General features: G+C 64.5%; 22 protein-coding genes. 4 read left to right on the top strand and 18 right to left on the bottom strand.

The annotated features are described in order from the left end of the window. Positions 1-204: a DUF1127 domain-containing protein gene (locus GGD67_RS30005; protein ID WP_018321374.1), complete on the bottom strand. Its 204-nt coding sequence runs from the start codon at positions 202-204 to the stop codon at positions 1-3. 110 nt (positions 205-314) lie between these two features. On the opposite strand from GGD67_RS30005, the gene GGD67_RS30000 reads away from it, so the two are divergent. Together GGD67_RS30000 and GGD67_RS29995 are read left to right on the top strand one after the other, a co-directional pair. Further along, positions 315-1214, top strand: coding sequence for a transcriptional regulator GcvA (locus GGD67_RS30000; protein WP_018321373.1), 900 nt, complete (start codon positions 315-317; stop codon positions 1212-1214). A 142-nt stretch (positions 1215-1356) separates the two neighbouring features. Further along, complete coding sequence (locus GGD67_RS29995) at positions 1357-2688, top strand: MFS transporter (RefSeq protein ID WP_179737933.1); 1332 nt, start codon at positions 1357-1359, stop codon at positions 2686-2688. A 62-nt stretch (positions 2689-2750) separates the two neighbouring features. Here GGD67_RS29995 and GGD67_RS29990 read toward each other — a convergent pair whose 3' ends face one another. From GGD67_RS29990 to GGD67_RS29980, 3 genes are read right to left on the bottom strand one after another with little or no spacing between them, the layout of a single operon-like run. Next, on the bottom strand, positions 2751-3164 hold the full coding sequence (locus GGD67_RS29990; RefSeq protein WP_018321371.1) for a Rieske (2Fe-2S) protein: 414 nt from the start codon (positions 3162-3164) through the stop codon (positions 2751-2753). Beyond that, positions 3164-4273, bottom strand: a complete 1110-nt coding sequence (locus tag GGD67_RS29985) for an amidohydrolase family protein (protein WP_018321370.1) — start codon at positions 4271-4273, stop codon at positions 3164-3166. Before GGD67_RS29985 ends, GGD67_RS29990 begins: the two co-directional genes overlap by 1 nt. A 25-nt stretch (positions 4274-4298) precedes the next feature. After that, a complete protein-coding gene (locus GGD67_RS29980) occupies positions 4299-5357 on the bottom strand; it encodes an amidohydrolase family protein (RefSeq protein ID WP_179737931.1) in 1059 nt (352 codons plus the stop codon). 145 nt (positions 5358-5502) lie between these two features. On the opposite strand from GGD67_RS29980, the gene GGD67_RS29975 reads away from it, so the two are divergent. Then, positions 5503-5985, top strand: coding sequence for a CinA family protein (locus GGD67_RS29975; RefSeq protein WP_179737929.1), 483 nt, complete (start codon positions 5503-5505; stop codon positions 5983-5985). A 161-nt stretch (positions 5986-6146) separates the two neighbouring features. Here the strand turns inward: GGD67_RS29975 and GGD67_RS29970 are convergent, their stop codons facing one another. The 13 genes from GGD67_RS29970 to GGD67_RS29910 form a co-directional block, all read right to left on the bottom strand. Continuing rightward, positions 6147-6422, bottom strand: a complete 276-nt coding sequence (locus GGD67_RS29970; RefSeq protein ID WP_020508771.1) for a DUF1488 family protein — start codon at positions 6420-6422, stop codon at positions 6147-6149. 133 nt (positions 6423-6555) lie between these two features. Further along, the gene (locus tag GGD67_RS29965; protein WP_179737927.1) at positions 6556-7170 is read right to left on the bottom strand and encodes a lipopolysaccharide assembly protein LapB; all 615 of its coding nucleotides are present in this window, start codon (positions 7168-7170) and stop codon (positions 6556-6558) included. A gap of 118 nt (positions 7171-7288) precedes the next feature. Further along, positions 7289-8758, bottom strand: coding sequence for an AMP nucleosidase (locus GGD67_RS29960; RefSeq protein ID WP_179737925.1), 1470 nt, complete (start codon positions 8756-8758; stop codon positions 7289-7291). A 247-nt stretch (positions 8759-9005) separates the two neighbouring features. Next, positions 9006-10340, bottom strand: coding sequence for an HlyD family type I secretion periplasmic adaptor subunit (locus tag GGD67_RS29955; protein ID WP_179737923.1), 1335 nt, complete (start codon positions 10338-10340; stop codon positions 9006-9008). Then, entirely contained in the window at positions 10337-12085 is a 1749-nt protein-coding gene (locus tag GGD67_RS29950; RefSeq protein WP_179737921.1) for a type I secretion system permease/ATPase, read from the bottom strand. The genes GGD67_RS29955 and GGD67_RS29950 overlap by 4 nt, the downstream gene beginning before the upstream one ends. Positions 12086-12347: 262 nt before the next feature. Then, positions 12348-12617, bottom strand: coding sequence for a GlsB/YeaQ/YmgE family stress response membrane protein (locus tag GGD67_RS29945; RefSeq protein ID WP_018321362.1), 270 nt, complete (start codon positions 12615-12617; stop codon positions 12348-12350). Between the two features lie 216 nt (positions 12618-12833). Continuing rightward, positions 12834-13811 (bottom strand): ABC transporter ATP-binding protein, encoded by a 978-nt coding sequence (locus GGD67_RS29940; protein ID WP_018321361.1) that lies wholly within the window; start codon positions 13809-13811, stop codon positions 12834-12836. Beyond that, positions 13808-15223 carry an amidase gene (locus GGD67_RS29935; RefSeq protein WP_092254207.1) on the bottom strand — a complete coding sequence of 472 codons (1416 nt, stop codon included), beginning with the start codon at positions 15221-15223 and terminating at the stop codon, positions 13808-13810. Before GGD67_RS29935 ends, GGD67_RS29940 begins: the two co-directional genes overlap by 4 nt. Then, on the bottom strand, positions 15220-15417 hold the full coding sequence (locus GGD67_RS29930) for a hypothetical protein (RefSeq protein ID WP_179737919.1): 198 nt from the start codon (positions 15415-15417) through the stop codon (positions 15220-15222). The genes GGD67_RS29935 and GGD67_RS29930 overlap by 4 nt, the downstream gene beginning before the upstream one ends. Beyond that, positions 15414-16475: an ABC transporter ATP-binding protein gene (locus tag GGD67_RS29925; protein ID WP_018321358.1), complete on the bottom strand. Its 1062-nt coding sequence runs from the start codon at positions 16473-16475 to the stop codon at positions 15414-15416. Before GGD67_RS29925 ends, GGD67_RS29930 begins: the two co-directional genes overlap by 4 nt. Positions 16476-16478: 3 nt before the next feature. Then, positions 16479-17381, bottom strand: a complete 903-nt coding sequence (locus tag GGD67_RS29920) for an ABC transporter permease (protein WP_018321357.1) — start codon at positions 17379-17381, stop codon at positions 16479-16481. Positions 17382-17610: 229 nt separating this feature from the next. Continuing rightward, entirely contained in the window at positions 17611-18564 is a 954-nt protein-coding gene (locus GGD67_RS29915; protein WP_179737917.1) for an ABC transporter permease, read from the bottom strand. A gap of 247 nt (positions 18565-18811) precedes the next feature. Further along, on the bottom strand, positions 18812-20470 hold the full coding sequence (locus GGD67_RS29910) for an ABC transporter substrate-binding protein (protein WP_179737915.1): 1659 nt from the start codon (positions 20468-20470) through the stop codon (positions 18812-18814). A 199-nt stretch (positions 20471-20669) separates the two neighbouring features. Between GGD67_RS29910 and GGD67_RS29905 the strand changes: the two genes are divergently transcribed. Then, entirely contained in the window at positions 20670-22265 is a 1596-nt protein-coding gene (locus GGD67_RS29905) for an ABC transporter substrate-binding protein (protein WP_179737913.1), read from the top strand. A gap of 322 nt (positions 22266-22587) precedes the next feature. On the opposite strand, the gene GGD67_RS29900 is transcribed toward GGD67_RS29905, so the two are convergent. Continuing rightward, on the bottom strand, positions 22588-24819 hold the full coding sequence (locus tag GGD67_RS29900; protein WP_179737911.1) for a CHASE2 domain-containing protein: 2232 nt from the start codon (positions 24817-24819) through the stop codon (positions 22588-22590). Between the last annotated feature and the right edge of the window lie 53 nt (positions 24820-24872).

Below are 24872 nucleotides of genomic sequence, written 5' to 3'. Positions count from 1 at the left end.
TCAGGCCCGCCAGAAGGGTTTGTCGGCCTCGTAGGCGATGTCACTCCAGGACAACCCGACGTCCTGAAGGTCGCGCGCGGTCCATTGGGTGAGTTCGCGCCTGTTACGGTAGCGCTCGTGCCAGACGTGGAGGGTCTCGCCGATCTGCTGGACCAGGCCGGGCGCATGATGATTTGTCATCGAATTGTCAGTCAAAGTAGACATTTTCAGCTCCTGGAGCTAAGTTGACCGCTAATATCTGCTTCCTGGTGCAGTGCGACAAACGACAATTTGTACCTTTTCGCATGAATTAACGTCATGTATCCTGCTGCCAAATGACTGCCAGATTGCCGTCCCTGAACGGATTGCGGGCGTTTGAGGCCGCCGCGCGCCATCTCAGCTTCACGCTGGCGGCGGCCGAGCTGAACGTGACGCAGACCGCGATCAGCCATCAGATCCGAAGGCTTGAGGAGGAGCTCGGCATCCGCCTGTTCATCCGGCAGAACCGTGCGCTGGCCCTGACCCCGGAGGCGCGCGACTACCTCCCCGGCGTCCGCGCTGCCTTCAACGATCTCCGGCTTGCGACCGACCGGTTGCTGCGCAAGGACGACGACAAGGTGCTGACGGTCTCGACGCTGGCCTCGCTCGCCGCAAAATGGCTGTTGCCGCGACTGACGGATTTCCAGGAGCAGCATCCCGGCATCGACGTTCGTATCACCACCTCGACCAGCTTCGTCGACTTCCAACGCGACAATGTCGATGCCGCGATCCGCTACGGCCGCGGCCAATGGCCGGGCCTGCGCGCCGACTGGCTGATGGCGGATGAGCTGTTTCCGGTGTGCAGTCCGTCGCTATTGCGTGGCGACAAGCCACTGCGCCGGCCCGAAGACCTGGGAAACCATCCGCTGCTGCACACCTCAAGCGCCAACAGCGACGATTGGCGGCTTTGGCTGACCGCGGCAGGCCTGCCGGCCGACATCGCGAGGCACCCCGGTATCACCTTCGACATGATCTTCATGACCATCCAGGCCGCGATCGACGGCATTGGCGTCGCGATGGGACGGACCTCCTACGTCCAGGACGACATCGCCAAGGGCCGCCTCGTGGTGCCCTTCAAGATCGCGCTGCCGGCCGACGCCGGCTTCTACCTGGTCGCGCCCGAGGGGCGCCGCGAAGCACCGAAGCTGACCGCATTCCGCCAATGGCTGATTGCTGCAACGCAAAATAAAGCCTGAAAAATCAGCAGCTTCCTCCGCAAAACGGATTGACTCGCCCAGCCTCGCGCGGGAAGAGGCGTGGCAGATTGTCGCAGCCTCTGTCGCCTTGCCGTGGGATGATTTCCCGGTCCGGCCAGACCTTTCCAAAGGGAGCAACGCCATGGCTGGACCAGCCGCATCGACCAATCCACCCGCGATCAAATCGCGCATCGGCGCCATCCTGCGCGCCACGTCAGGCAATTTTCTCGAGCAGTTCGACTTCTTCCTGTTCGGCTTCTATGCCGCCGCGATCGGCAAGGCGTTCTTCCCCTCCTCTGATGAGACCGCATCGCTGCTCAACACCTTCGGCGTGTTCTGGCTCGGCGCGTTGATGCGGCCGGTCGGCGCGATCGTGCTCGGCGCTTACATCGACCGCATCGGCCGCCGCCAGGGCCTGATCGTCACGCTCGCCATCATGGCCTTCGGCACCGTCGTCATCGCATTCTGCCCGAGCTATGCGACCATCGGCATCGCCGCGCCCATCATCGTGCTGGTCGGACGTCTGCTGCAGGGCTTCTCCGCCGGCGTCGAGCTCGGCGGCGTGTCGGTCTATCTCTCGGAGATCTCCACCCCGGGCAATCGAGGTTTCTACACCTCGTTCCAGTCGTCGAGCCAGCAGGTCGCGATCTTCGTCGCCTCGATCCTCGGCTACATCCTTTCGGAGGTGATGCCGGCCGACACCGTCGCCGCCTGGGGCTGGCGCATTCCCTTCTTCGTGGGCTGCCTGATCATCCCCCTGATCTTTGTCCTGCGGCAGACGCTGGAGGAGACGCCTGCCTTCCTCGCCATGAAAAAGCATCCGACGGCCAGCGAGGTGTTCGCCTCCGCGCTCGCCAACTGGCGTATCGTCATCCTCGGCATGATGATCGCGATCCTGACCACGACGACGTTCTACTTCGTCACCGTCTACACGCCGACCTTCGGCAAGACCGTGCTGAAGCTGTCGACGCAGGACGCGTTGCTGGTCACGTTGCTCGTCGCCGTGACCAACTTCTTCTGGAACCCGGTCGGCGGCGCGCTGTCCGACCGGATCGGCCGCAAGCCGGTGCTGATCGCGATCGCCTGCATGTCGCTCGTCACCGCCTACCCGGCGCTGCACTGGCTGGTGACGGCGCCGAGCTTCGGCAAGCTGCTCGCGGTCGAGATGATGTTCTCGTTCTATTTCGGCGTCTACAGCGGCACCATGCTGGGCGCGCTGGTCGAGATCGTGCCGGCGCATGTGCGCACCACCTGCTTCTCGCTCGCCTTCGCGCTCGCCGCCGCCCTGTTCGGCACCTTCACGCCGTTCGCCTCGACCTTGCTGATCGAGCATACCGGCGACAAGGCCTCGCCCGGCTTCTGGCTGATGCTCGCTGCACTGCTCGGCATCATCGCGGCCTCGACGGTGTACCGCGGCGGCGGCAAGGCGGTGCCGACATATGATGCGGTGGCCGAGCCTGTGGCGGGGCGTTGATGGTCGCTTCGATCATCGCCGCCTCTTACCCTGCCCCTCCAGGGGAGGGTAAAGAAAAGGGGCTACAGCTCCACCACCACGTAATCGCTCTCGACTTTCACCGGGATCGTCTCGGCCACATATGGCCCCTTCACCACGCTCGCGCCCGGCTCGACATGGGCCGGATAGGCCTTCACGCGGAAGCGGCGGGGATCGCAATAGGACTGGCCGGTGCGGATGTCGAACTCCCAGCCGTGCCAGGGGCAGCGGATGATCTCGCCGAGCCTGGTGTATTCGATTTCGCCGGGCTCCTTCGACTGCGCAAGACCAATCAGCGGGCCCTCGCACAGCGCCGCGCCCTGATGCGGGCAACGGTTCATCAGGCCGAAATATTCACCTTTGATGTTGAAGACCGCAATCGGCCGCCCGTCGATCTCCAGAAATTTTCGCGTCCCCGGCGGCAGTTCATCGACCGGCGCGATCACATGCCGCGCCATCAACCAATCCCGTACAGTGCGCGCGCATTGCCGAGATAGAACGCCTCGCGATTGGCCTCGCTGACGCCTGGAGGCAAGACGCGGGAGGGCTCGTCATAGTCCCAATGCGGATAGTCAGTGGCGAACAACAGGCGATCCCAGCCGATCCAGTTGATGACGTCGAACAGATCCTCGCGGCTTTCAGGATCCTCCATCGGCTGCGTGGTCCACCACACCTGCTCGCGAATATATTCCGACGGCGGCCGCTTCACATGCGGCACCTCGCTGCGCAGGCGCTGCCAGGTCTTGTCGAGCCGCCAGGCCAGCGACGGCGCCCAGCCGAAGCCAGCCTCGATCATCACCATCTTCAGTTTCGGGAAGCGCTCGAACACGCCTTCCAAAACAAGACTGGCCAGCGCCGATTGCTGGCATTGCGAGTGACCCACCATCTCCTCGATATAATAGGACGGCCAGCCCGACGGCGTAATCGGATTGCCGCCGAAGCCGAAGGCGTGGACGCCGACGGGAAGGCCGGCTTCCTCCGCGGCCTGGTAGATCGGCCAGTAACGGCGCTGGCCGAGCGGCTCGACATTGCGGCTGAGCAGCAGCACCTGCACGAAGTTCTTGTCGCCGGCGCGCTCGCGGATTTCGGCGGCGGCCGATAGCCCGTCCTCATTGCCGACGACGATCGAGGCTTTGAGCCGCTTGTCCTTGCTGGTCCATTTGTCGATCTGCCAGTCGTTGATCGCCGAACACAAAGCGGCCGAGAGTTCGTGATTGCGGATGCCCTGCCCGGTGTTGAGCGGATTGAGCACGCCCAGCTGCACGTTGTTGGGATCGAGCAGCTGCTTCTGCATGAAGGACAGCGAGGAGCCCTGCGGGCCGCCTTCGGGCGGATAGGCATCGCGGCGCGAGGCGTTGGGCTGGGCCTTCGGATAGGGCGGGCCTTCCATCATGCCCTGATAGGCATGGACGCCGTAGACTTCGAGATGATGCTGCCAACGTTTGGCGAGATAGGGATAAAGCTCGGTGCGGGTGGCGCGTGCCGGATGGATGTCGCAGTCCGCGATCGCGGTTTTGACGGTCAGTGGGGAAGCGGCTTCTTGGCTCTCGCGGAATTGGATATTCATCGCCTTGCCTCCTTTGGCAGCGGGCTCATTTCAGGCCGGGATAGGTCGCATGTGGATTTTCGATCATAATCTTGCGCACGAGATCGGGGGTGAGACCTTCGGGCAGCGCGTCCTGGCCGTCGAACTGCCAGTGCGGATAGTCCGTGGAGAATAGGACCAATTCGTCGGACTGCATATGATCAAACAGGCGAATTAATGTCGCCTCGTCTGGCGGCGCATCAAATGGCTGTAAGGAGAAACGGATGTTGCTGCGCACAATATCCAGCGGCGCGCGGTCGACCCAAGGCGTCTCCATCCGCACCCCGCGCCAGAACTTGTGCAGGCGCCAGAGATAGGGAGAGATCCAGGAGACGCCGGATTCCAGCATCACCATTTTCAGGCGCGGATATTTGGCGAACACGCCCTCGACGATCAGACTGGTGAGCTGGGTCTGGAACGCCTGGGCCTGCCCCACATAATCCTCGATGTGGTAGGAACCCCATCCCACGGCGGTCGGCGGATTGTGATAGGCGGAACCCGCGTGAATGCCGACGGGTAGTTCCAGCCGTTCCGCGGCTTCATAGATCGGCCACAGCGCGCGCTTGCCGAGCGGCGTGTAGCCCATCACCAGCATCAGCACCTGGACGAAGCGCTTGTCCTGCGCGCAGCGCTCGATTTCTGCTACGGCCTTCTCGACGCTTTGCGTCGGGATCACGATCGAGCCGCGCAGCCTCTTGTCGCGATCGAGCCACTCCTTCACCAGCCAGTCGTTCAGCGCGCGGCAGAAGGCGGCCTGCAAATCTTCCGAAAACACCATCTGCACGCCGTAGAGCGGATTGCAGATGGCATGTTCGAGCTTAAAAGCATCGAGCACATGGCGCTGCATGTCCTCCAGGCTTTCGCCGGGTTTTCCGCTTTCGGGGCGCCAGTCTGGCCGCGCCGTAATCGGTGAACTCTGAGGATAGGATTGCGAGATAAGGTCGACCATGCCGCGCGTCGTCACCTGATCGCGCCAATAGTCGTTCAGGTACGGCAGCAGGCTGGTCAGATGCGGCACGGCCGGATGCACGTCGCAATCCACCCCGCCGGCGATCAGGGACGCCATGACGTCTCCCTTCTCACGTTCCCTCGCATGTCTCTTCTTGTACCCGCCATTCAAGCAGGCCTGCCCGTCGCCCGCAACTCAGCCAAGCGTCCTGTCATATGCTAGGAAGGCTGAGCTCGGTTGCGAAGGAATGAGGGGTTGCGGAATGAAAGAGCTCGTCGGCATTGCGGAACAGGTCGCAGCCAAACTGATCGCGCGCAAACAGACCATTGCTGTCGCGGAATCTTCGACCGGCGGCCTGATCGCGGCCAGCCTGCTCGCGGTGCCCGGCGCGTCCGCCTATTTCCTCGGCGGCGCGGTCGTCTACACCCGCGATGCCCGGCGCGTGCTGATGGATATTTCGGACGAAGGCATGAAGGGCTTTCGCTCCTCGTCGGAGCCCTATGCGCAACTGCTGGCGGAGCAGATGCGAACGCGCTTTGGCAGCGACTGGGGCCTGTCCGAGACCGGCGCAGCCGGCCCCACCGGCAACCGCTACGGCGACGCTGCAGGTCATAGCTGCATGGCGGTGAGCGGACCTGTGGCGGAGGTCATGACGCTGGAGACCGGCAACAACGACCGGCTCGGCAACATGCAAATGTTCGCGGCGACGGCGCTGAGGCTGTTGTTGAGGAAATTGGAGCGGTGAGCTGCTTCTCGAATGAGTAAGAATAGTCTCGCCGCAGATACCGCTGTCATGCCCCGCGGAAGCGGGGCATCCAGTACGCCGCGGCCCATCGATTTAATCACAACTGTCTCGGAGTACTGGATCGCCCGCCTGCGCGGGCGATGACACCGGAGTATGTGGCATCACCGCCCCAAATGCCTCATGAAGATCCGCACCACATATCCCTGGAATCGCGGTGCTTCGTCGTAGAGATCTGACGCGATCCGCTCGATGGTCTCGCGCAACGACAAGAACTGCGCCTGCCGCGCGCTGCTTTCGGTGCCCTGCATGCCCGCGAGCTCGTCCATCGCGGCGTCGCTGATCTGGCACTGCACGACCTCGTCGCCGCTCAGCATGGTAAAGCGAAAGGCCAGCCGTTCGAGGTCATGGCCGATGATCTTGTCGCGCGTCAGCGGCATCCAATTGTCCCGTTCGCGCCCCCGAACGGGACAATGCTGAAAATCTGACGCCTTGTCACTATCCGCGCCGAAGGACGTGGCGGTCATCCGACGCCCATCAGCAGCGGCTCCACGAACCGGCTGCTCTCCAGCTTCAGTAGACGAGCGCCGTGCCGGTCGGCCTGTCGAGCGCCGCGGCCAGCGACCGATACTCCTCGCAACCGGTCCCGCAGATGGAGGCAATCCGGCTCAAATGATAAAGCGCCTGCTCGCGATTGCCCCGCTCGAGCTGCCACAGCCCGTAATATTGCCACGTCAGCACGTGGTTCGGATCGGCCTTCAATGCGCGCTCATACCAGACCTGCGATTGCTCGTAGTCGCCGAGCTTGCGATAGGAGTAGCCGATGAGGTTGGCGACATTCGGATGATCGTCATGCCCGAGCGACTTCAATTGCGCGATCGCGGCCGCGTAGTCGTTGCGCTCGTAGATCGTGTCATAGGCCACGCGGTAGCCGGCCGCGAATGCGGGATCGCCGATGCTGGACTGATTGTTCGGCTTCTTGCCTTTCTGGGTTGCCTTGGCGCCCGGGCGCTTCGGATAGGTCGGCTGCAACTTCTGATCCGAATAAGCGCCGGCGTACGGATCCGTGGAACTGGCGCCGCCCCCGCCTCCGCCACCGCCGCCTCCGCCCGCGGCAAATGCCGGCGAGCACAATAGGGCTGCCGCGAACGTACCCAACACGACGCGCCTGATCATCGCTGCGCTCATGTCTGCCTCCTGTGTTTCAAGCGGCCCCGGACCAATTGATAACCCTGCCTCGGCGGCAATATTCCGGGACGCTGCGCTCACGGAGGCGTCAGCATGCGTACGACAGTTCCAGTGTCCTTTACTGGAAGGCCACCTCGGCAAAGCTGCGCAGCTTTCGCGAATGCAGCCGCTCCGATTCCTGCTGCTTGAGCCGTTCCAGCGCCTTCAGGCCGATCTCGAGATGCTGGCCGACGCGGCGGCGGTAGAATTCGCTGGCCATGCCCGCGAGCTTGATCTCGCCGTGCAGCGGCTTGTCGGAGACGCAGAGCAGCGTGCCGTAGGGAACGCGGAAGCGATAGCCGTTGGCGGCGATCGCGGCCGATTCCATATCGAGCGCGACCGCGCGCGACTGCGACATGCGTCGGATCACCTCGGGCCCGGAGATCTCCCAATTGCGGTTGTCGACGCTTGCCACCGTCCCCGTGCGCATCAGGCGCTTGAGCTCGAAACCTTCGAGGCCGGTAACGTCCTCAACCGCCTCTTCCAGCGCGACCTGCATCTCGGCCAACGCGGGGATCGGGACCCACAATGGCAGCTCGCGATCGAGCACATGGTCCTCGCGCACATAGCCGTGCGCGAGCACGTAATCGCCGAGCCGCTGCGTGTTGCGCAGGCCCGCGCAATGGCCGAGCATCAGCCAGGCATGCGGGCGCAGCACCGCTACATGGTCGGTGACGTTGCGTGCGTTGGACGGACCAGTGCCGATGTTGATCAGCGTGATGCCGCGGTAGTCCGGCATGACCAAGTGGAAGGCCGGCATCTGCGGCATGCGCGCGGGCGCAACGCCACCGGTTGCGCCGCCGCTGCGCGTGATGACATTTCCCGGCGCGACAAAGGCTTCAAGGCCGGCCTCGCCGGACTGGAGCCGCTGCTGACAGAGCTGCGCGAAGGCGTCGACATAGAACTGGTAGTTGGTGAAAATGACAAAATTCTGGAAATGTTCGGGGTCGGTGCCGGTGTAGTGATAGAGCCGGCGCAGCGAGTAATCGACGCGGGCAGCACGGAACAGCGACAGCGGCTCGGGCGCGCCGGGCCGTAGCTCGAAGGTGCCGTCGGCAATCGAATCGTCCATGGTGGCGAGATCGGGCACGTCGAAGGCGTCGCGCAGCGATCGCGCGACAGGGGAATTCTCGCTCGTGGTGATCGCAGCTTCGATGTTGATGTCGCGGCGATAGGCGAAGTGGATCGGGATCGGCTCGGCGGACTCGCCGATCTCGACGGGCACGCCGTGATTCTGGATCAGGAGGCCGATCTGCTCGATAAGGTACCTCCGGAACAAATCCGGCCGCGTCACGCTGGTTTCATGCACGCCGGGCCCGGCGACGAAGCCGTAGGCGAGACGCGAATCCAGCCGCGCATGCGTCGCGGTGGTGAGGCGGACGAAGGGATAATAGGCGCGCACCCGCGTCGTGATCGCTTCGCCGCCGACATAGGCCTCGAACCGGTCGCGCAGGAACTTGGTGTTGCGCTCATAGATCTCTTCGAGCCGCGCGACGGCGAGGGAGGCGTCGGAGAAGGATTCGGTGGCGATGGAGGATGGGGATTGCATTGTTCGACCGCCGGGTTGCTGGGGCTTTGAGTCGAACTATAGCAAAGAAGGCGGTGCCGTAGGGTGGGCAAAGCGACTTGTCCGCCGTAGCTCGAAGAGCGAAGGCGGAAGCGTGCCCACCAACTTGTTCGTGGGAAAGATGGTGGGCACGGCGCGTTGCGCCTTTGCCCACCCTACGAGACCGCGTGTGCCGCACGAGATCCCGGATGCGCGCTAAGCGCGCTCCGGGATGACGCGCTTTCGCGCGTCACTTCTCCCGGAACGCCCGCATCAGCTGGTCGTGCAGCGGCTTCATCAGATAGGACAGCATGGTGCGGTCGCCGGTCTGGACGAAGGCTTCCACCGGCATGCCCGGGATCATCTTGACCTCGCCGAGACGGGCGATCTCCTCGGCCGGCATCGAGACGCGGATGGTGTAGTAGCTCTGGCCGGTGCGCTGGTCGGTGGTGACGTCGGGTGAGACACGGCTGACGAGGCCGTTGAGCTCCGGCGTGGTGCGTTGATTGAAGGCGGAGAGGCGCAGCAGCGTCTTCTGGCCGATCTGGAGCTTGTCGATGTCGATCGGATTGACCTTGGCCTCGACCTGGAGATCGTCGGCTTGCGGCACGATCAGCATGAGCGCGTCGCCGGCGGTGATGACGCCGCCGACCGTGTGCACCGTGGATTGCAGCACCATGCCGTCCTGCGGCGCGCGGATGTCGATGCGGCGAAGCTGGTCTTCGGCGGCGACCTTGCGCTCGATCAGCTCGCCGATCTTGTCGTTGGTCTCGCGCAGATCCTTGGAGACCTCGCTCACAACGTCCTTGTCGACCTGGATGATCTGCAGCTCGGTCTCGGTGATCTTGCCCTTGGCCTGGGCGCGCGAAGCGATGTATTGCGCGCGTTCGCCGTTGAGACGGGCCGAGTCGCGTTCGAGCTGGGTCAGGCGCGATATCTGCACCAGACGCTTGTCGTAGAGCTCGCGCACGCCGGTGAGCTCGTTCTGCACCAGCGCGATCTCCTGATCCTTGGCCTTCTCCTGGGCGCTGAGGCCCGCGATCTCCTCGTTGAGCTGCGTGATCCGCTCGCGAAGCTGGGCCTTCTGTCCGGTGCGGCCATTGACACGGACGTCGAACAGCTTGGTTTCGGCGGAGAGCAGCAGCTTGACGTCGGGATCGCTGGCCCGCTCGAGCAGGGATGGCGGAAATTCGATCCTGTCGACCCCGCGCTGCTCCGCCTGCAAGCGCGCGGCACGTGCCTGCGCGGCGTCGAGATTCTTGGTGACGATGGCAAGGTTGGCCTTGGTGACGGTGTCGTCGAGCCGCACCACGATGTCGCCGGCCTTGACCAGGTCGCCGTCGCGGGCGCGCACCTCGCCGACCACGCCGCCGGTCGGATGCTGCACCTTCTTGACGTTGGATTCGACCACGATCTGGCCCGGCGCGATCAGCGCACCCGAGATCAGCACGGTCGAGGCCCAGCCGCCGAGACCGACGACAAGGACCAGCACGATCACGAAGCCGAGGATCAGGTGAAACTTGATGGATTCGCGTACGGTCTTGTTCGCGGCCGGCTTCGGGCCGCCGATGGCCATCGTGCTCATGGCTTGGCAACTCCGCCTTCGCTGACGATCTTGATCGGGGCCGGCGGCGTCACACGCGGCTGCAGAACCTGGGCGAGCACCTGCTCCTTGGGTCCGAACGCCTGCATGCGGCCGTCGCGCAGTACCAGGACCTGGTCGACCGCCTCGACGCCGATCGGGCGGTGCGCGACCACGACGACGATGGCGCCGCGCTCGCGGGCGGCGCGGACGGCGCGGGTCAACGCCTCGTCGCCTTCGGTGTCGAGGTTGGAGTTGGGCTCGTCGAGCACGATCAGGAAGGGGTTGCCATAGAGTGCGCGCGCCAGCGCCACGCGCTGCGCCTGGCCGGCGGAAAGCGCCGTGCCCTGCTCGCCGACTTGCGTGTTGTAGCCCTCGCGCATCTTGATGATCATCTCGTGCACGCCGGCATCTTTCGCCGCCGCGATGATGCCCTCGGATGTCGCCTCGGGATCGAACCGGCTGATGTTCTGGGCGATGGTGCCGCCGAACAATTCGACGTCCTGCGGCAGATAGCCGATGTGCCGGCCGAGCATGTCGGACGACCATTGATCGAGCGCCGCGCCGTCGAGCCGCACCTTGCCGCGCACCGGCTGCCAGACCCCGACCAGCGCGCGGATCAGCGACGACTTGCCGGAGCCGCTCGGACCGATCACGCCGAGGCCGTTGCCCGCGGCGAGCGCGAAGGTGATGTCCTGCACGATGAGGCGCTGGTCGCCGGGCGGCACCATGGCGACGCCTTCGACCGAGAGCCGGCTCGTGGGCGCCTGCAGCTGGGTCGGCATCGTCTGTGCCGGCATCTGCTCCAGGAGGCGCGTGAGGCGGTGCCAGCTCTGGCGCGCCGCGACGAAGGATTTCCAGTGCGCAATGGCGAGATCGACCGGCGCGAGCGCGCGGGCGGACAGGATCGAGCCGGCGATGATGATGCCGGCGGTCGCCTCCTGGTGGATGACGAGATAGGCGCCGACCGCCAGCACGGCCGATTGCAGCATCATGCGCAGCACCTTTGCGACCGCGCCGAGACCGCCGGCGACGTCGCTCGCGCGCTGATTGCCGGCGAGATATTTTTCGTTGGCCTCGCTCCAGCGCTGGTTCATCCGGCCGGCCATGCCCATCGCCATCATGACTTCGGCGTTGCGGCGGCTGGCCTGGGCGAGATCGTTGCGCTGGGCGGCAAGCCCCATCGCCTCGCGCGCCGGCTGGCGGGACATGAACTCGGTGACCAGCGTCAGCCCGACCAGGATAATGGCGCCGGCCAGGGCGGTGACGCCGATCATGACGTGGAAGGCGAAGCAGATGGCGAGATAGAGCGGCAGCCAGGGTAGGTCGAAGAACGCGCTCGGGCCCATGCCGCCGAGGAAGGAGCGGACGTTGTCGAGATCGCGCAGCGGCTGCAGGCCCTCGTTGCGGCTGCCGACCAGAAGCGGCAGGCGCACGATGGTGTCGAACACGCGCTTGTTGAGGGCTTCATCGAGCGCGGTGCCGATCCGCCCCAGGATCCGGTTGCGGATCATGTCGAGCACACCCTGCGCCATGTAGAGGAAGCTGGCGAGGATGATCAGGCCGACCAGGGTCGGGACGCTGCGGCTCGGCAGCACCCGGTCGTACACCTCCAGCATGAAGATCGACCCGGTCAAATAGAGCAGGTTGATCATGCAGCTCATCAAGCCGACGCCGACGAACGCCGTGCGACAAGCGCGCAAGGCGTCACCGAGTTCTGAACGGCGGACGCCAGGACCGGCTGCCATCAGTCTGATCTCTTTCAGGTGGGGGCCAAGGCCCCTGATTTCACGGGCAATTCAGGATACTCGCCCCGGATTAACATCATGTTCGCGCTGCGTCCAACGCAGCCGGGTTCATCCAAAATCCCGATAGCCCACATCTACCCCTGATGGCCCCGCACGCAAGTCCGGTAATTCACAGTCTTTGCGGCTTTTTGGTGCAGTGGCCGCCGCCGCCTCCCCGGTCCTGGAGAGGCGGCTAGTTCCGATCGATCGAACCGGGCGGTTGCTAGAAACGGCCGCCGCCCCGCACCAGCCGCACCACCAGCAGCAGGATGACCGCGCCGATGGCGGAATAGACGATCTCGGATACCAGGCCTGTGCCGAGGCGAATGCCGAGCTTCGGAAACAGGAAGCTCGCCACCAGCGCGCCGGCGATGCCGACCACGATGTCGCCGATGATCCCGAACCCCGTTCCGCGCACCACCTTGCCGGCGAGCCAGCCGGCCACCAGGCCGACGAACAGGATGACGAGCAGGCCTTCGTTGGAAATGTACATAAGTCTGGTCCCTCTCCATGAACGGCCGCATGGAACGGGAACCGGGATGAATGGGGTGTGAATGCTACCCGCTTCACCCGCTCCGGCAAAAAGTCGAAAACAACCCCATGCAAAGTAGAACGGCTCTTGCCTGCGGTCCCCGGTGAACTGTGACAACCAGGTGTTGCCATGGAGGAATTTCAAAGGAAGGAGCGCTGCTGCAGCGCCGCTCGAATATTATGACAGCGCCGCCGCCTGCTCCGCCAGCACACATCGCGCCGCCCGGCCCGGCCCGACCGGCACATTGGCAGGCAATTGCTCCAGGCAACGGGGCTGCGCCACGGCGCAGCGCGGAGCGAAGGAGCAGTTGTGGGGTTTCTCGGCCAGCGAGGGCGGCGTGCCGGGGATGGTTTCGAGCCGGGCGCCACGCTTGGCGCCGTGAATCGTCGAGGCGAGCAGGCCCTTGGCATAGGGATGCACCGGGCTGCGGACGATGTCGCGAAGCGTGCCCTGCTCCACGATCTGGCCGGCATACATCACCGCGACACGGTCGCAGATCTCGATGGCGACGCCGATATCGTGGGTGACGAAGATGACGGACATGCCGAACTCGCGCTGCAGTTCGCGCAGCAACAGCAGTATCTGGATCTGCACGGTGGCATCGAGCGCGGTGGTCGGCTCGTCCGCGAGCAGGATTTTTGGCCGGCAGGCGAGCGCCAGCGCGATCATGGCACGCTGACGCATGCCGCCGGACATCTCGTGCGGATAGGCGTCGAGCCGGCGTTTTGCGGAGGGAATGCGCACGACCTCGAGCATTTCGAGCGCGCGTGCCCTGCCCTCAGCGTAGCTTTTGCCCTCGTGGCGCACGACGCTTTCGGCGATCTGCGCACCGATGGTGTAGACCGGATCCAGCGCCAATGCCGGCTCCTGGAAGATCATCGACACGGTCTGGCCGCGGAAGGACGACAGCTCCTCGTCGTTCATGGCGAGCACGTCGCGGCCCATGACGTTGACGGCGCCGGAAATCTGCGTGCGCTTCTTCGGCAACAGCCGCATCAGCGCACGCAGTGTCACGCTCTTGCCCGAACCGGACTCGCCGAGCAGGCCCAATACCTCACTGTTACCCAGCGAGAGACTGAGATCGTTCACGGCATAAACCGTACGCTCCCCGGTGAAACGGATGTTGAGGCCTGAAATCTCGACGAGCTTTGTCATGACGGCAGTTTCGGCAATCGATCGTGATAGTCGGTGACGCGCTGGAAGGCGGCGCCGATGGTGAGCAAGGTCGCTTCGTCGAAGGAGCGGCCGATCAGCTGCATGCCGACCGGCAGGCCGCTCTTCGTGAAGCCTGAGGGCACGGTAAGCGACGGCAGGCCGAGGAAGTTGACCGGGCGGGTGAACAGCGTCAGCCGCTGCACCATGGCCGGTGCGTTCGGCCCGCCGCCGACATCGCTCTCTTCGATCGTCGGCGCCGGCACTGGCGACGCCGGTGCGACCACCGCATCGACGCCTGCGGTGGCCGCATGGTGCGCAGCGAGCGCGGGGCCGCGCCAGCGCATTGCCTCGAGATAAGTGATGGCGGGAACGGCGAGACCGTTCTGCAGCCGCATCAGGACCTGCGGGCCATAATCCTGCGGACGCTCGATCATCCAGCGCTTGTGGAATGCCGCAGCTTCTGCGGCGAGCACGAGCTGGCTCGCCGAGGACAATTGGCGCTGGTCCGGCAGCTCAACCGTGACGATGTCGGCGCCCTCGCGCTTGAGCACGGCGATAGTCTCGTCCAGCACGCGCGCGACCTCGCTGTCGAGATCATCGACATAGAACGAGCTGGGCACGCCGATCTTCAGACCCTTCAGCGAGCCCTTGGTCGCGCCGACATAGTCCGACAGCGGCTCGTGGCTGCAGGTGGAGTCCGCAGGGTCCGCGCCGGCCATCAGCGCCAGCAGCAGCGCACAATCCTCGGCGGTGCGGGCGAGAGGGCCGACGGTGTCGAGCGACTGCGATAGCGGCATCGCGCCGGCCCGGCTGACGCGACCGACCGTGGTCTTCAATCCCGTGACGCCGCAGAAATGCGCGGGCATGCGGATCGAGCCGCCGGTGTCGGAGCCGAGCGCCGCATAGGTCAGCCGCGCGGCCACCGCCGAGCCGGAGCCCGACGACGAGCCGCCGGTGATGTGCGCGACGTTCCAGGGATTGCGGACCGGACCGTAATGGGCGTTATGCCCGGTCGGGCCATAGGCGAATTCGGCCAGATGCAGCGTGCCGAGGCGGACCTGGCCGGCGTCCTTCAACCGCTGCAACGCCGTGGAGGTCACGGTCGGCACGAAATCGCGGCGGATCAGCGAGCCGCAGGTCGCGACGTGGCCGGCATCGTAATACATGTCCTTGTGCGCGAGCGGCACGCCATGCAGGGGACCACGGACATTGCCCTTGGCGAGCTCGGAATCGGCGGCCTCCGCCGCTTTCAATGCAGCCTCGGCCTCGATCGACATGAAGGCGTTGAGATGCGGCTGCCACTGCGCGACGCGCTGCAGCAGCGCGCGCGTCACCTCTTGCGAGGATAGCTGCTTCATCGCGATCGCGCGCGCGACCTCGGTGAGCGTCATCAATGCAGGCTCAGCGCTCATTTCGACACCTTCTGCGTCTGCGCAATCGGATAGAGCGCGGGCTCGAGGTCGAACGGCAGCGTGCCGGCAATGACTGCGAAGCCTTCGAAGGCAGGCCCGATGGAATTGGAGATACGCGTCGCGATCTCGTCGTCCACGGGGACGCCGGCGATTTGCGCGATGGGTTTGATCTCTTTCGGTGTCGGTCTCGTCATGCGGTCTTCTCCCTGGGCGCGCGGCTATGGCCTGAACCCGGAATCGCCATGTAGCACGCGGCCTCGTGGCCCATATTATCGAGCGCGGTGAGCTTTGGTGTCGCATTTGCGCAGAGCGGCTCCGCAAACGGGCAACGGGTGTGGAAGCGGCAGCCCGGGGGCGGGTCGATCGGATTGGGCGGATCGCCGGTGATCGGCGGCTGCTCGGTGCGCCGGTCGGGGTCGGACGACGGCATCGCCGCAAGGAGCGCGCGCGTGTAGGGATGCGCAGGACTATCCCAGACCTGGTCGACCGGGCCGAGCTCGACGACTTCGCCGAGATACATCACCAGCACGCGGTCACTGATATAGCGCACGACGTTGAGGTCGTGGCTGATGAACAGATAGGTGAGGCCGAACTCACGCTTGAGGTCAGCGAGCAGGTTGAGCACCTGCGCCTCGACGGATTTGTCGAGCGCGGAGACCGCTTCGTCCAAAATCACAAGTCGCGGCGACAGCGCCAGCGCGCGTGCGATATTCACGCGCTGGCGCTGGCCGCCGGAGATCTCGTGCGGATAGCGGTTGGCGAAGTTCTCCGGGCGCAAGCCCACCTTGCCGAGCAGCTCGCGCGCCAATGCGCGTGCCGCGCCATCGGCCATGCCGTGCACCTTCGGGCCGAAGGCGATCGATTCCTCGATCGTCAGGCGCGGGTTGAGAGAAGCGTAGGAGTCCTGGAACACCATCTGCATGCCGCGGCGCAATTCACGCAGCGACAGCGACTGACCGACGGTCATGCCGTCATAGATGATGTCGCCGGTGTCGCGCGGCATCAGATGCATCAGCAGGCGCGCGGTGGTGGACTTGCCGCAGCCGGATTCACCGACGATGCCGACGGTCTCGCCCTTGGCAACGGCGAAGGAGACGTTGTCAACGGCGCGCACGGTGCGTTTGGCGGCGAACAGCCCGCCGCGTACAGGGAAGTGCTTGGTCAGCCCGTTGACCTGCAGCAGCGGCTGCGCGACGCCGCCGCGGTCTTCGACCGGCTCCAACATTTCGACGGATGTGTTGGTTTCGCTCATGGCCTAGTTCCTGATGTCCATGGCGCTGCGCAGGCCGTCCGAGAGCAGGTTGAAGCAGATCGAGACCGCGAAGATCATCGCGCCCGGCAATGCGGCGACCCAGGGATTGACGTAGATCGCGGTGCGCAATGTGTTGAGCATCAGGCCCCATTCCGGCTCCGGCGGTTTTGTGCCGAGACCGAGGAAGGAGAGACCGGCGGCGAGGATCATCGAGACCGAGATCAGGCTGGTGGCATAGACGAAGATCGCGCCGAGCACGTTGCCGAGGATGTGCACGCGCATGATGGTGATGGGTCCGGCGCCCGAGGCACGCGCGGCCTCGACGAAGTCCATGTTGCGCACGCCTGTGGTGACGCTTTCGGCGACGCGGGTGATCTGCGGCACGAACACGACCGTCAACGACACGATGGAATTGAGGATGCCGGCCCCCAGCGCGCCGGAGATCGCAATCGCCAGCAGCACCGAAGGAAAGGCGTAGAACACGTCGATCGTGCGCATGATCGCGGTGTTGAGCCTGCCGCCGACATAGCCGGCGACGAGGCCCAGCGAGGTGCCGATGCAGAAGGCGAGGATCACGGGCAGGATCCCGATGACCAGCGACAGCCGCCCGCCATAGATCAGCCGCGCCAGCATGTCGCGGCCGAGCTCGTCGGTGCCGAGCGGATAGCCAACGGTGCCGATGTGGCGCAGGCGGCGGATCATGGAGCCCTTGTAGGGATCTTCCAGACCCAGCCAGGGCGCGAGGATCGCGGACAGGAAGATCAACAGCAGCACCAGCGCGCAGGCCATGCTGACCTTGTCACGCCGGATGCGGCGGCCGACGGTCGCCCAATAACCGCGCGCCTTGGTCGCGGGCGCGGCCTGCAGCGCGGCATCGGCGGTGGCGGACAACGGAAGCTCGCTCATTGGCTGGCTCCCAGTCGTTGGTACGATCGATGCGAGCCAAGGAGGTGGTGCACCTCTCCCGCTTGCGGGAGAGGTCGGCGCTCCGGGCGATGCGAAGCATCGTCCCGCGCGCCGGGTGAGGGTTCTCTCCTCTTGGGGGTCCTCGATTGCGGAGACACCCCCACCCCGCCCCTCCCCCGCAAGCGGGACAGGGGGAGCACCTTTTGCGTGGCGACAGCTGAACTCATTATCAGCCCCGCTTGATGCGCGGATCGATCGCGGCCTGCGCGATGTCGACCATGAGATTGAGGAAGACGAAGAACAGCGCCAGGATCAGGATCGTGCCCTGCAGCAGCGGCAGATCGCGCTGGAAGATCGCCGAGTTGAGCAGGAAGCCCGAGCCCGGCCAGGAGAACACGGTCTCGATCAGAATCGAGCCGCCGAGCATGTAACCCAATTGCAGCCCCATTACCGCGAGCGCGGTGGGCGCGGCGTTCTTGATGACGTGGCGGAACACGCCGCGCTCATGCAGCCCCTTGGCGCGCAAGGCCTCGACGAAATCCTGGCTCAGGATGTCGCCGGTCAGCGCCCGCACCGTGCGGGTGACGATACCCATGGGAATCACCGATGTCGTGAACGCCGGCAGCACGAGGTATTGCAGGTGTGCCCAGTCCCAGGCCCAGGTGGCGGAGCCGCCGGGCCCGGCGCCGACCGCGGGCAGCCAGTTCAGCTGCACCGAGAAGATGATGACCATCACCATGCCGAGCCAGTAGTGCGGCACGGAGACGCCCGCAATGGCAAAGGACGTCGCGACCTTGTCGATCCAGGTCTCGCGGAAGTAGCCGGCGATCAGGCCGAGCAGGATGCCCATGGTGAAGCCGATGATGGCGGCGGCAATCGCCAGCGTGACGGTATTGCTGACGGCGCGCATGACTTCGGCGAGCACGGGGCGCCCCGTCGCAATGGAATTGCCGAGATCGCCGTGCAGGGCGCGCATCAACCACAAGCCGAACTGCACCGGCAGCGGGCGATCAAAACCATAGGCGGCACGGAGCTGCGCCGCGAGCTCCTGCGAGGCATCTGCGGGGAGCACGGCAACGAGCGGATCGCCCGGCGTGATGTGCACGAGCAGAAAACACACCAGCGCGACGCTGATGACGATCGGAACGACGTAGACGATGCGTCTGGCGATATAGGCGAGCACGTTTGGTTCTTTCTTCCTTCTCCCCTTGTGGAAGAAGGTGGCATAGGCCGCCTCCGGCGGCCGTTTTTAAGTCGACGCCGAAGCGAAGCTTCGGCTCCGGCGCCGGATGAGGGGTTCTACCCGCGGATACAGCGTTATCGGATGAGGGAAAGGGCCACTCGCGGAGAGAGACCTCTCACCCGGCTTCGCTGTCGCGAAGCCACCCTTTCCCACAAGGGGAGAGGGTGCACTGTTCGTGTGGTGCGAACTACTTCATCGACACCAGCGAGAAGTCGATGAACCAGCTCTTCGGCTGCACGACGCCGGTCACCTTCGGGCTCATCGCGCGGGGGCCGACGTCGTGGGCGACGTACAGGAAGGCGGCATCGTCGACGGAGGCCGCGTGCAGCTCGGCGAGCGCGGCGTCACGCGCGGCGGGATCGAAGGTCTGGCGCGCCTTCTTCACCAGCTCGTCGAACTTGGGATTGTTGATGAAACCCCAATTGTTCGAGACCGGCGGCGCCATGCCCGATTGCAGGAAGCGCACCAGCGCGAAGAACGGATCCATCGCCGCATAGGTCACGTTGGTCGCGTGCGAACCGTTGGCCGAGGGATCCTTGGCGCCGCGGCGCCAGTTGGTGAACAGCGTGTTCCATTCGATGACGTCGAGCTGCACATCGAAGTAGCATTCGGCAAGGGCCTGCTGGAGATACTCGTTCATCGGCAAGGGCTGCATCTGGCCCGAACCCGAGGCGGAGGTCTGCGTCTTCACCGTCAGCTTCTTGTTGGGGCCGAAGCCGGCCTCCTGCATCAGCTTTTGCGCAGCCGCCCTGTCATACTTGATCTCGAAGCTCGGCTTGCCGCGCCAGGGATGGCCGGGCTCGAAGGTGCCGGTCGCCGGCACCATCAGGCCGGCGAGCAGGCCGTCCTTGAGGCCTTCGCGATCGACGCAAAGGTTGGCGGCCTTGCGCACGCGGATGTCGTTCCAGGGCGACCCCTCGACGCGGGAGAACTGCCACGGCCAGACATGCGGCTGCTCGTTGGCGTAGAGCTTGAAGCCGCGCTGCTTCAGTTCGGGCAGAGCGTCCGGAGCCGGCGCCTCGACCCAGTCGACCTGCCCAGAGAGCAGCGCCGCGGTGCGTGCGTTGGCCTCCGGCATCGGCAACAGCACCATCTTGTCGACCTTGGGCACGCGCGCCTTGTCCCAATAGCTCGCGTTCTTCACGAGCTCGAGCCGCTCGCGCGGCGTGAAGCTCGCCATTTTCCACGGGCCGGTGCCTGCGGCGTCCTTGGCGAAGGCCGTCCACGCCGCCTGCGATTTGGCCTTGGCGTCGGCGCCTTCGGCCTTGTCGTAGAAATGCTGCCACTTCGCCGGGCTCGCCATGAACAAATTGGTGAGGTTGATCGGCAGGAAGCTGTCGGGCTCCTTGGTGGTGAGCTCGACCGTCATGTCGTCGATCTTCTTCGCAGAAGCCAGCGTCGGCATGCGCGAGGCCGTGACGCCGACCTGGCTGGCGTCGAACTGCGGCGCGTCCTGCTTCAACACCTTCTCGACGTTCCACACCACGGCATCCGCATTGAACGGGGTGCCATCATGGAAGGTCACGCCGGGGCGCAGCTTGAACACCCACTTGGTCTTGTCGGCATCGTCGACCTTCCACTCGGTGGCAAGGCCGGGAATCACCACGCTCGCCTTCTCGGCGGAGGACAGGTCCCAGCCGGTCAGCGCGTCGTACATGGTGAGGCCGGTGAAGCGGTTGCCTTCGAAACCCTGATCCGGCTGGCCAAGTGTGCGCGGAATATCGGCAGCGGTCATGCCGATGCGCAGCACGGTTTCGGCACTGGCCTCGCGCGGCCATGCGGCCGCCGTCGTTAGAGCGAGCACCGCGATCAATGCCGCGCGCGTGTTCTTCTTCTTAGTAAGCATCGCCTCAATCCTTTTCCGGCTTCGATGACTATTTTTGATGCAATCGTATGCAATGGCTATGCCAAAGAGAAACTTATTCTGCGATTTGGCCCTGCGACGACAAGTCCTTGTAGGCCGCAGGCGGGTGCACGCGCCGCGCTGCCTATTCTGGCATCAAGATTGCAAGTTCGGTCCCGAAATCCCCTGGGAGCTTTGGGCCATGCGTGTTCGTCTATCGATTTGTCTCGCCGTGCTTGCACTGGCGCTGTCCGCAATCTCGGCGCGCGCCGAAACGGTGGTGCGCTACGGCATCTCGATGGCCGACATTCCGCTCACCACGGGTCAGCCCGATCGCGGCGCCGGCGCCTATCAGTTCACGGCTTACACGATCTACGATCCCTTGGTCGCCTGGGAGATGGATGTCGCCGACCGGCCTGGCAAGCTGGTGCCGGGGCTCGCCACCGAGTGGAAGGTGGATGATGCCGACAAGACCAAATGGCGCTTCACGCTTCGCAAGGGCGTCAAGTTTCACGACGGCAGCGAGTTCAACGCCGACGCCGTGATCTGGAATCTGGACAAGGTGCTCAACGACAAGGCGCCGCAATTCGACAAACGGCAGAGCGCGCAGGTGAAGACCCGCCTTCCCTCCGTTGCAAGCTACGCCAAGGTCGACGATTTCACCGTGGAGATCACCACCAAGACGGTCGATTCCTTCTTCCCCTATCAGATGCTGTGGTTTCTGGTGTCGAGCCCTGCACAGTATGACAAGCTCGGCAAGGATTGGGACAAGTTCGCCAGCCAGCCCTCCGGCACCGGCCCGTTCAAGCTGACCAAGCTGGTGCCGCGCGAGCTCGCAGAACTCAGCAAGAACCCGGACTACTGGAATAAGAAGCGCATCCCGAAGGCCGACAAGATCGTGCTGGTGCCGATGCCGGAAGCACTGACCCGCACCAACGCGCTGCTTGCGGGACAGGTCGATCTGATCGAGACGCCGGCGCCGGATGCCGTGCCGCAACTGAAAGCGGCCGGCATGAAGCTCGTCGACAACGTCACACCGCATGTCTGGAATTATCATCTCAGCGTGCTGCCGGGCTCGCCCTGGACCGATATCCGCCTGCGCAAGGCGCTGAACCTCGCGATCGACCGTGACGCCGTGGTCGGGCTGATGAATGGCCTTGCCAAGCCTGCCAAGGGCCAGGTCGACCCGTCGAGCCCGTGGTTCGGCAAGCCGGGCTTCGAGCTGAAATACGATCTGGCTGCAGCGAAGAAGCTGGTCGAGGAGGCCGGCTACTCCAAGGCCAAGCCACTGAAGGCCACCTTCATCATCGCGCAAGGAGGCACCGGCCAGATGCTGTCGCTGCCGATGAACGAATTCCTGCAGCAGAGTTTTAAAGAGATCGGCATCGACATCGACTTCAAGGTGGTCGAGCTCGAGACGCTCTACACGCACTGGCGCAAGGGCGCGGCCGACGAGATCAACGCCGGCATCACCGCCAACAACATTGCCTACGTCACGTCAGACCCGCTTTACGCCATCGTTCGCTTCTTCCATTCGGGCCAGATCGCGCCTGTCGGCGTCAACTGGGGCGGCTACAAGAACCCGAAGGTGGATGCTCTGATCGACGAGGCCAAGCAGACGTTCGACAGCGCCAAGCAGGACGAGCTGCTGGCGCAGGCACACGCGCTGATCGTGGACGACGCCACGCTGGTCTGGGTCGTGCACGATACCAACCCGCACGCGCTGTCGCCGAAGATCAAGCAGTTCGTGCAAGCCCAGCACTGGTTTCAGGATCTGACGACCATCGGGATGGAGTGAGAGGCCAACGCAGGTGTCGTAGGGGGGGCAAAGCGCAAGCGTGCCCACCATTTCTACATTGCCGAGCAAGATCGTGGGCACGGCGCTACCGCGCCTTTGCCCACCCTACGAGAGTTGATATTTGGTGCTCACGCATCAAAACTCAGCTGTCGTCCCGGGCAAGCGCAGCGCAGACCCGGGACCTATAACCACAGGGAGTGGTTTGGCGAAGACTCGGAGTTACCCGCTCGCTGCCGTAACCACTCCCTGTGGTTATGGGTCCCTGCGTTCGCAGGGACGACAGCGAATGTGAGGCGTTAGCCGGGACTACACGCTCGAAACACTACTTCGTCAGCAGCGCATAGGCCCCGGTCCAGCCTTCCGGCGGCGGGTTGAGCTGGAAATCCTTGATCCTCGCCTCGTAGAGCCTGAACAGCTTCTCCAGCGTATCGGCGTCTTCGCTGTGACGGCCGCGTTCGATCGCATCGAGTGCGCCCTGCCAGTCGCGGCCGCGGTAGCAGCCGAGCATCTCGATGGTGATGTTGCGCAGGCGCTGGAAGGCGCCTGAGTGCATCACGTCCTCGCGCCCGGCGATGGCGTAGATCACCTCCGGCTCGGTCTTGCCCTTGACCATGATGAAGTCGAGCTCGAGGATCGCGAACCTCTCCTTGGCGGCGAGCGCGGTGCGAGAGCCGACGATGATGGGAAAGCCGTATTCCTTGGTTTGCCCTTCGAGACGCGATGCCAGGTTCACGCTGTCGCCGAGCACCGAGTAGTTCTTCTTCAGGTCGGAGCCCATGTTGCCGACCACGCCGATGCCGGTGTTGAGGCCGATACCGACATTGAGCGGGATATAGACGCGGCCGCCCTCGGCGGCTTCCTGCTCGCGCTCCTTGTTGACCGTGTCGATCTGCTCCAGCATCTGGATCGCGGCCTCACAGGCGTTGATCTGGTGCTCGGCATCGTCGAGTGGCGCGTTCCAGAACGCCATGATGGCGTCGCCCATATATTTGTCGATGTAGCCCTTCCGCTCGATGATGACGTCAGTCAGCGGCGTCAGGAAGCGGTTCATCAGCTCGATGAGCCCTTGTGGATCGTGCTTGTAGCTCTCCGAGATCGTCGTGAAGCCGCGCACATCGGAGAACATGATCGTCATCTCGCGCTCCTCGCCGCCGAGCACGAGCTTCTCCGGCGATTGCACGAGTTGCTCGACCAGCACCGGCGACATGTATTGCGCAAATTGCCCGCGAATCTGCACGCGCTGCCGCTGTTCGCGCACGAAGCTCGCAAAGATCAGCGTCAGGTAGACCGCGGTGGTCGACAGCAACGGGTAGGTGAAGTCGATGAGATAGCGGTACTGTGCGTAGAAGAACCAGGATACGCCGACCAGGATCGCGGCGAAGGCCCCACCCGCAAGCACCAGGCGCACCGGTCCGAGATTCGGCGTGAATATGATCACCAGCAGGCCGATGATGAGCGCGGCGAGCAGCTCGACGCCGAGTGCGTAATTTGGCTGCGAGATCGCCGCGCCGCTCAGCACGCTCTCCAGCACCTGGGCGTGGATCTCCACGCCCGGCATGGTCGAGGATACCGGCGTGGTCTTGATGTCGTTGAGCCCGGCCGCGGAGGTCCCGACTAGTACCAGCTTGCCGGCGAATTTGCTCGGCGACACGCTGTTGTCGAGCACGTCGGCCGCGGAGACGTAGATCGAGGGATCCCGGCGGGCGTAGTGCACCCAGAACTGGCCGTTCTTGTCAGTGGGGATCTCGACGCCCTTGAGGCGCACGGCCCGCACGCCGGTCTTGTCGGTCCTGACCAGCAGCGTCGGCGTGCCCGTGACGACCCGCAGGATCTCGAGGCTGAGCGAGGGCATGATGTTGCCCTGGGCGCGCATGATCATCGGCACGCGGCGGATGAACCCGTCCCGCTCTTTCCTGATCGAAAACAGGCCGCGGCCGGCAGCAACCCTCTCGATGATCGGCACGTTGCGCAGCAAGCCTGGAAATTCGAACAGGAAGCGTTCGGCGCTCTCCTCGCCCACGGTCGCCACCCCCGTGAGCGGAAGTGATTTATCAAGCTCGGTCAAAACCTCGGGAAGCCCGGTCTCGCCCAGCACCACGCGCGAGCGCTTGATCGCATCGGAGAGAATCTGGTCGTTGCTCGGCAGCTCGCGCAGCTTGGCGCGGGTGGCATCGTCCAGATAGCGCATGTGGCTCGCGACCAGATCCGGGTTGAGCCGGTCGGGTTCCGAGAACACGACGTCGAAGCCGATCGCCACCACGCCATTGTTGGTGAGGTTCTGGATCAGGTCGGCGATGCGCGTGCGCGGCCACGGCCATTGTCCGAGCCTGGCGAGGCTCTTGTCGTCGATGTCGACGATGGTAACCGGCCGCGCCGTCTTATGGCGAGGATCGATCAGCTGGAACATGTCGAAGGTGCGCAGCCGCAATTCCTGGATCGGCGGCGGGTCCCACAGCCGCGCGCCGGCGAACACGACCAGCAGCGCAAGGCACATCAGCCGCGCAAAGCCGAACTTGCGCGCAAACCACCGTCGCAGGATCTTGAGACGTTTCATGCTGGTGGAATATCACGCTTTGACGACGAGCGGCAGCTCCGACCTGGTGTGCC

Origin of the sequence: Bradyrhizobium sp. IAR9 (assembly GCF_013408065.1) — a bacterium.
Classification (GTDB): Bacteria; Pseudomonadota; Alphaproteobacteria; order Rhizobiales; family Xanthobacteraceae; genus Bradyrhizobium.
Note: the sequence above shows the minus strand (reverse complement) of the source record. Positions and strands in the feature narration are given on the sequence as shown.

Excerpts from the sequence above, each read along its gene's own strand:
- GGD67_RS29980 (WP_179737931.1), bottom strand. The coding sequence starts at position 5,357 with ATGGCGTCCCTGATCGCCGGCGGGGTGGATTGCGACGTGCATCCGGCC.
- GGD67_RS29965 (WP_179737927.1), bottom strand. The coding sequence starts at position 7,170 with ATGAGCGCAGCGATGATCAGGCGCGTCGTGTTGGGTACGTTCGCGGCA.
- GGD67_RS29990 (WP_018321371.1), bottom strand. The coding sequence starts at position 3,164 with ATGGCGCGGCATGTGATCGCGCCGGTCGATGAACTGCCGCCGGGGACG.
- GGD67_RS29935 (WP_092254207.1), bottom strand. The coding sequence starts at position 15,223 with ATGAGCGCTGAGCCTGCATTGATGACGCTCACCGAGGTCGCGCGCGCG.
- GGD67_RS30000 (WP_018321373.1), top strand. The coding sequence starts at position 315 with ATGACTGCCAGATTGCCGTCCCTGAACGGATTGCGGGCGTTTGAGGCC.
- GGD67_RS29995 (WP_179737933.1), top strand. The coding sequence starts at position 1,357 with ATGGCTGGACCAGCCGCATCGACCAATCCACCCGCGATCAAATCGCGC.
- GGD67_RS29930 (WP_179737919.1), bottom strand. The coding sequence starts at position 15,417 with ATGACGAGACCGACACCGAAAGAGATCAAACCCATCGCGCAAATCGCC.
- GGD67_RS29950 (WP_179737921.1), bottom strand. The coding sequence starts at position 12,085 with ATGGCAGCCGGTCCTGGCGTCCGCCGTTCAGAACTCGGTGACGCCTTG.
- GGD67_RS29900 (WP_179737911.1), bottom strand. The coding sequence starts at position 24,819 with ATGAAACGTCTCAAGATCCTGCGACGGTGGTTTGCGCGCAAGTTCGGC.
- GGD67_RS29970 (WP_020508771.1), bottom strand. The coding sequence starts at position 6,422 with ATGCCGCTGACGCGCGACAAGATCATCGGCCATGACCTCGAACGGCTG.
- GGD67_RS29910 (WP_179737915.1), bottom strand. The coding sequence starts at position 20,470 with ATGCTTACTAAGAAGAAGAACACGCGCGCGGCATTGATCGCGGTGCTC.
- GGD67_RS29940 (WP_018321361.1), bottom strand. The coding sequence starts at position 13,811 with ATGACAAAGCTCGTCGAGATTTCAGGCCTCAACATCCGTTTCACCGGG.
- GGD67_RS29905 (WP_179737913.1), top strand. The coding sequence starts at position 20,670 with ATGCGTGTTCGTCTATCGATTTGTCTCGCCGTGCTTGCACTGGCGCTG.
- GGD67_RS29925 (WP_018321358.1), bottom strand. The coding sequence starts at position 16,475 with ATGAGCGAAACCAACACATCCGTCGAAATGTTGGAGCCGGTCGAAGAC.
- GGD67_RS29955 (WP_179737923.1), bottom strand. The coding sequence starts at position 10,340 with ATGAGCACGATGGCCATCGGCGGCCCGAAGCCGGCCGCGAACAAGACC.
- GGD67_RS29920 (WP_018321357.1), bottom strand. The coding sequence starts at position 17,381 with ATGAGCGAGCTTCCGTTGTCCGCCACCGCCGATGCCGCGCTGCAGGCC.
- GGD67_RS29985 (WP_018321370.1), bottom strand. The coding sequence starts at position 4,273 with ATGAATATCCAATTCCGCGAGAGCCAAGAAGCCGCTTCCCCACTGACC.
- GGD67_RS29945 (WP_018321362.1), bottom strand. The coding sequence starts at position 12,617 with ATGTACATTTCCAACGAAGGCCTGCTCGTCATCCTGTTCGTCGGCCTG.
- GGD67_RS30005 (WP_018321374.1), bottom strand. The coding sequence starts at position 204 with ATGTCTACTTTGACTGACAATTCGATGACAAATCATCATGCGCCCGGC.
- GGD67_RS29975 (WP_179737929.1), top strand. The coding sequence starts at position 5,503 with ATGAAAGAGCTCGTCGGCATTGCGGAACAGGTCGCAGCCAAACTGATC.
- GGD67_RS29960 (WP_179737925.1), bottom strand. The coding sequence starts at position 8,758 with ATGCAATCCCCATCCTCCATCGCCACCGAATCCTTCTCCGACGCCTCC.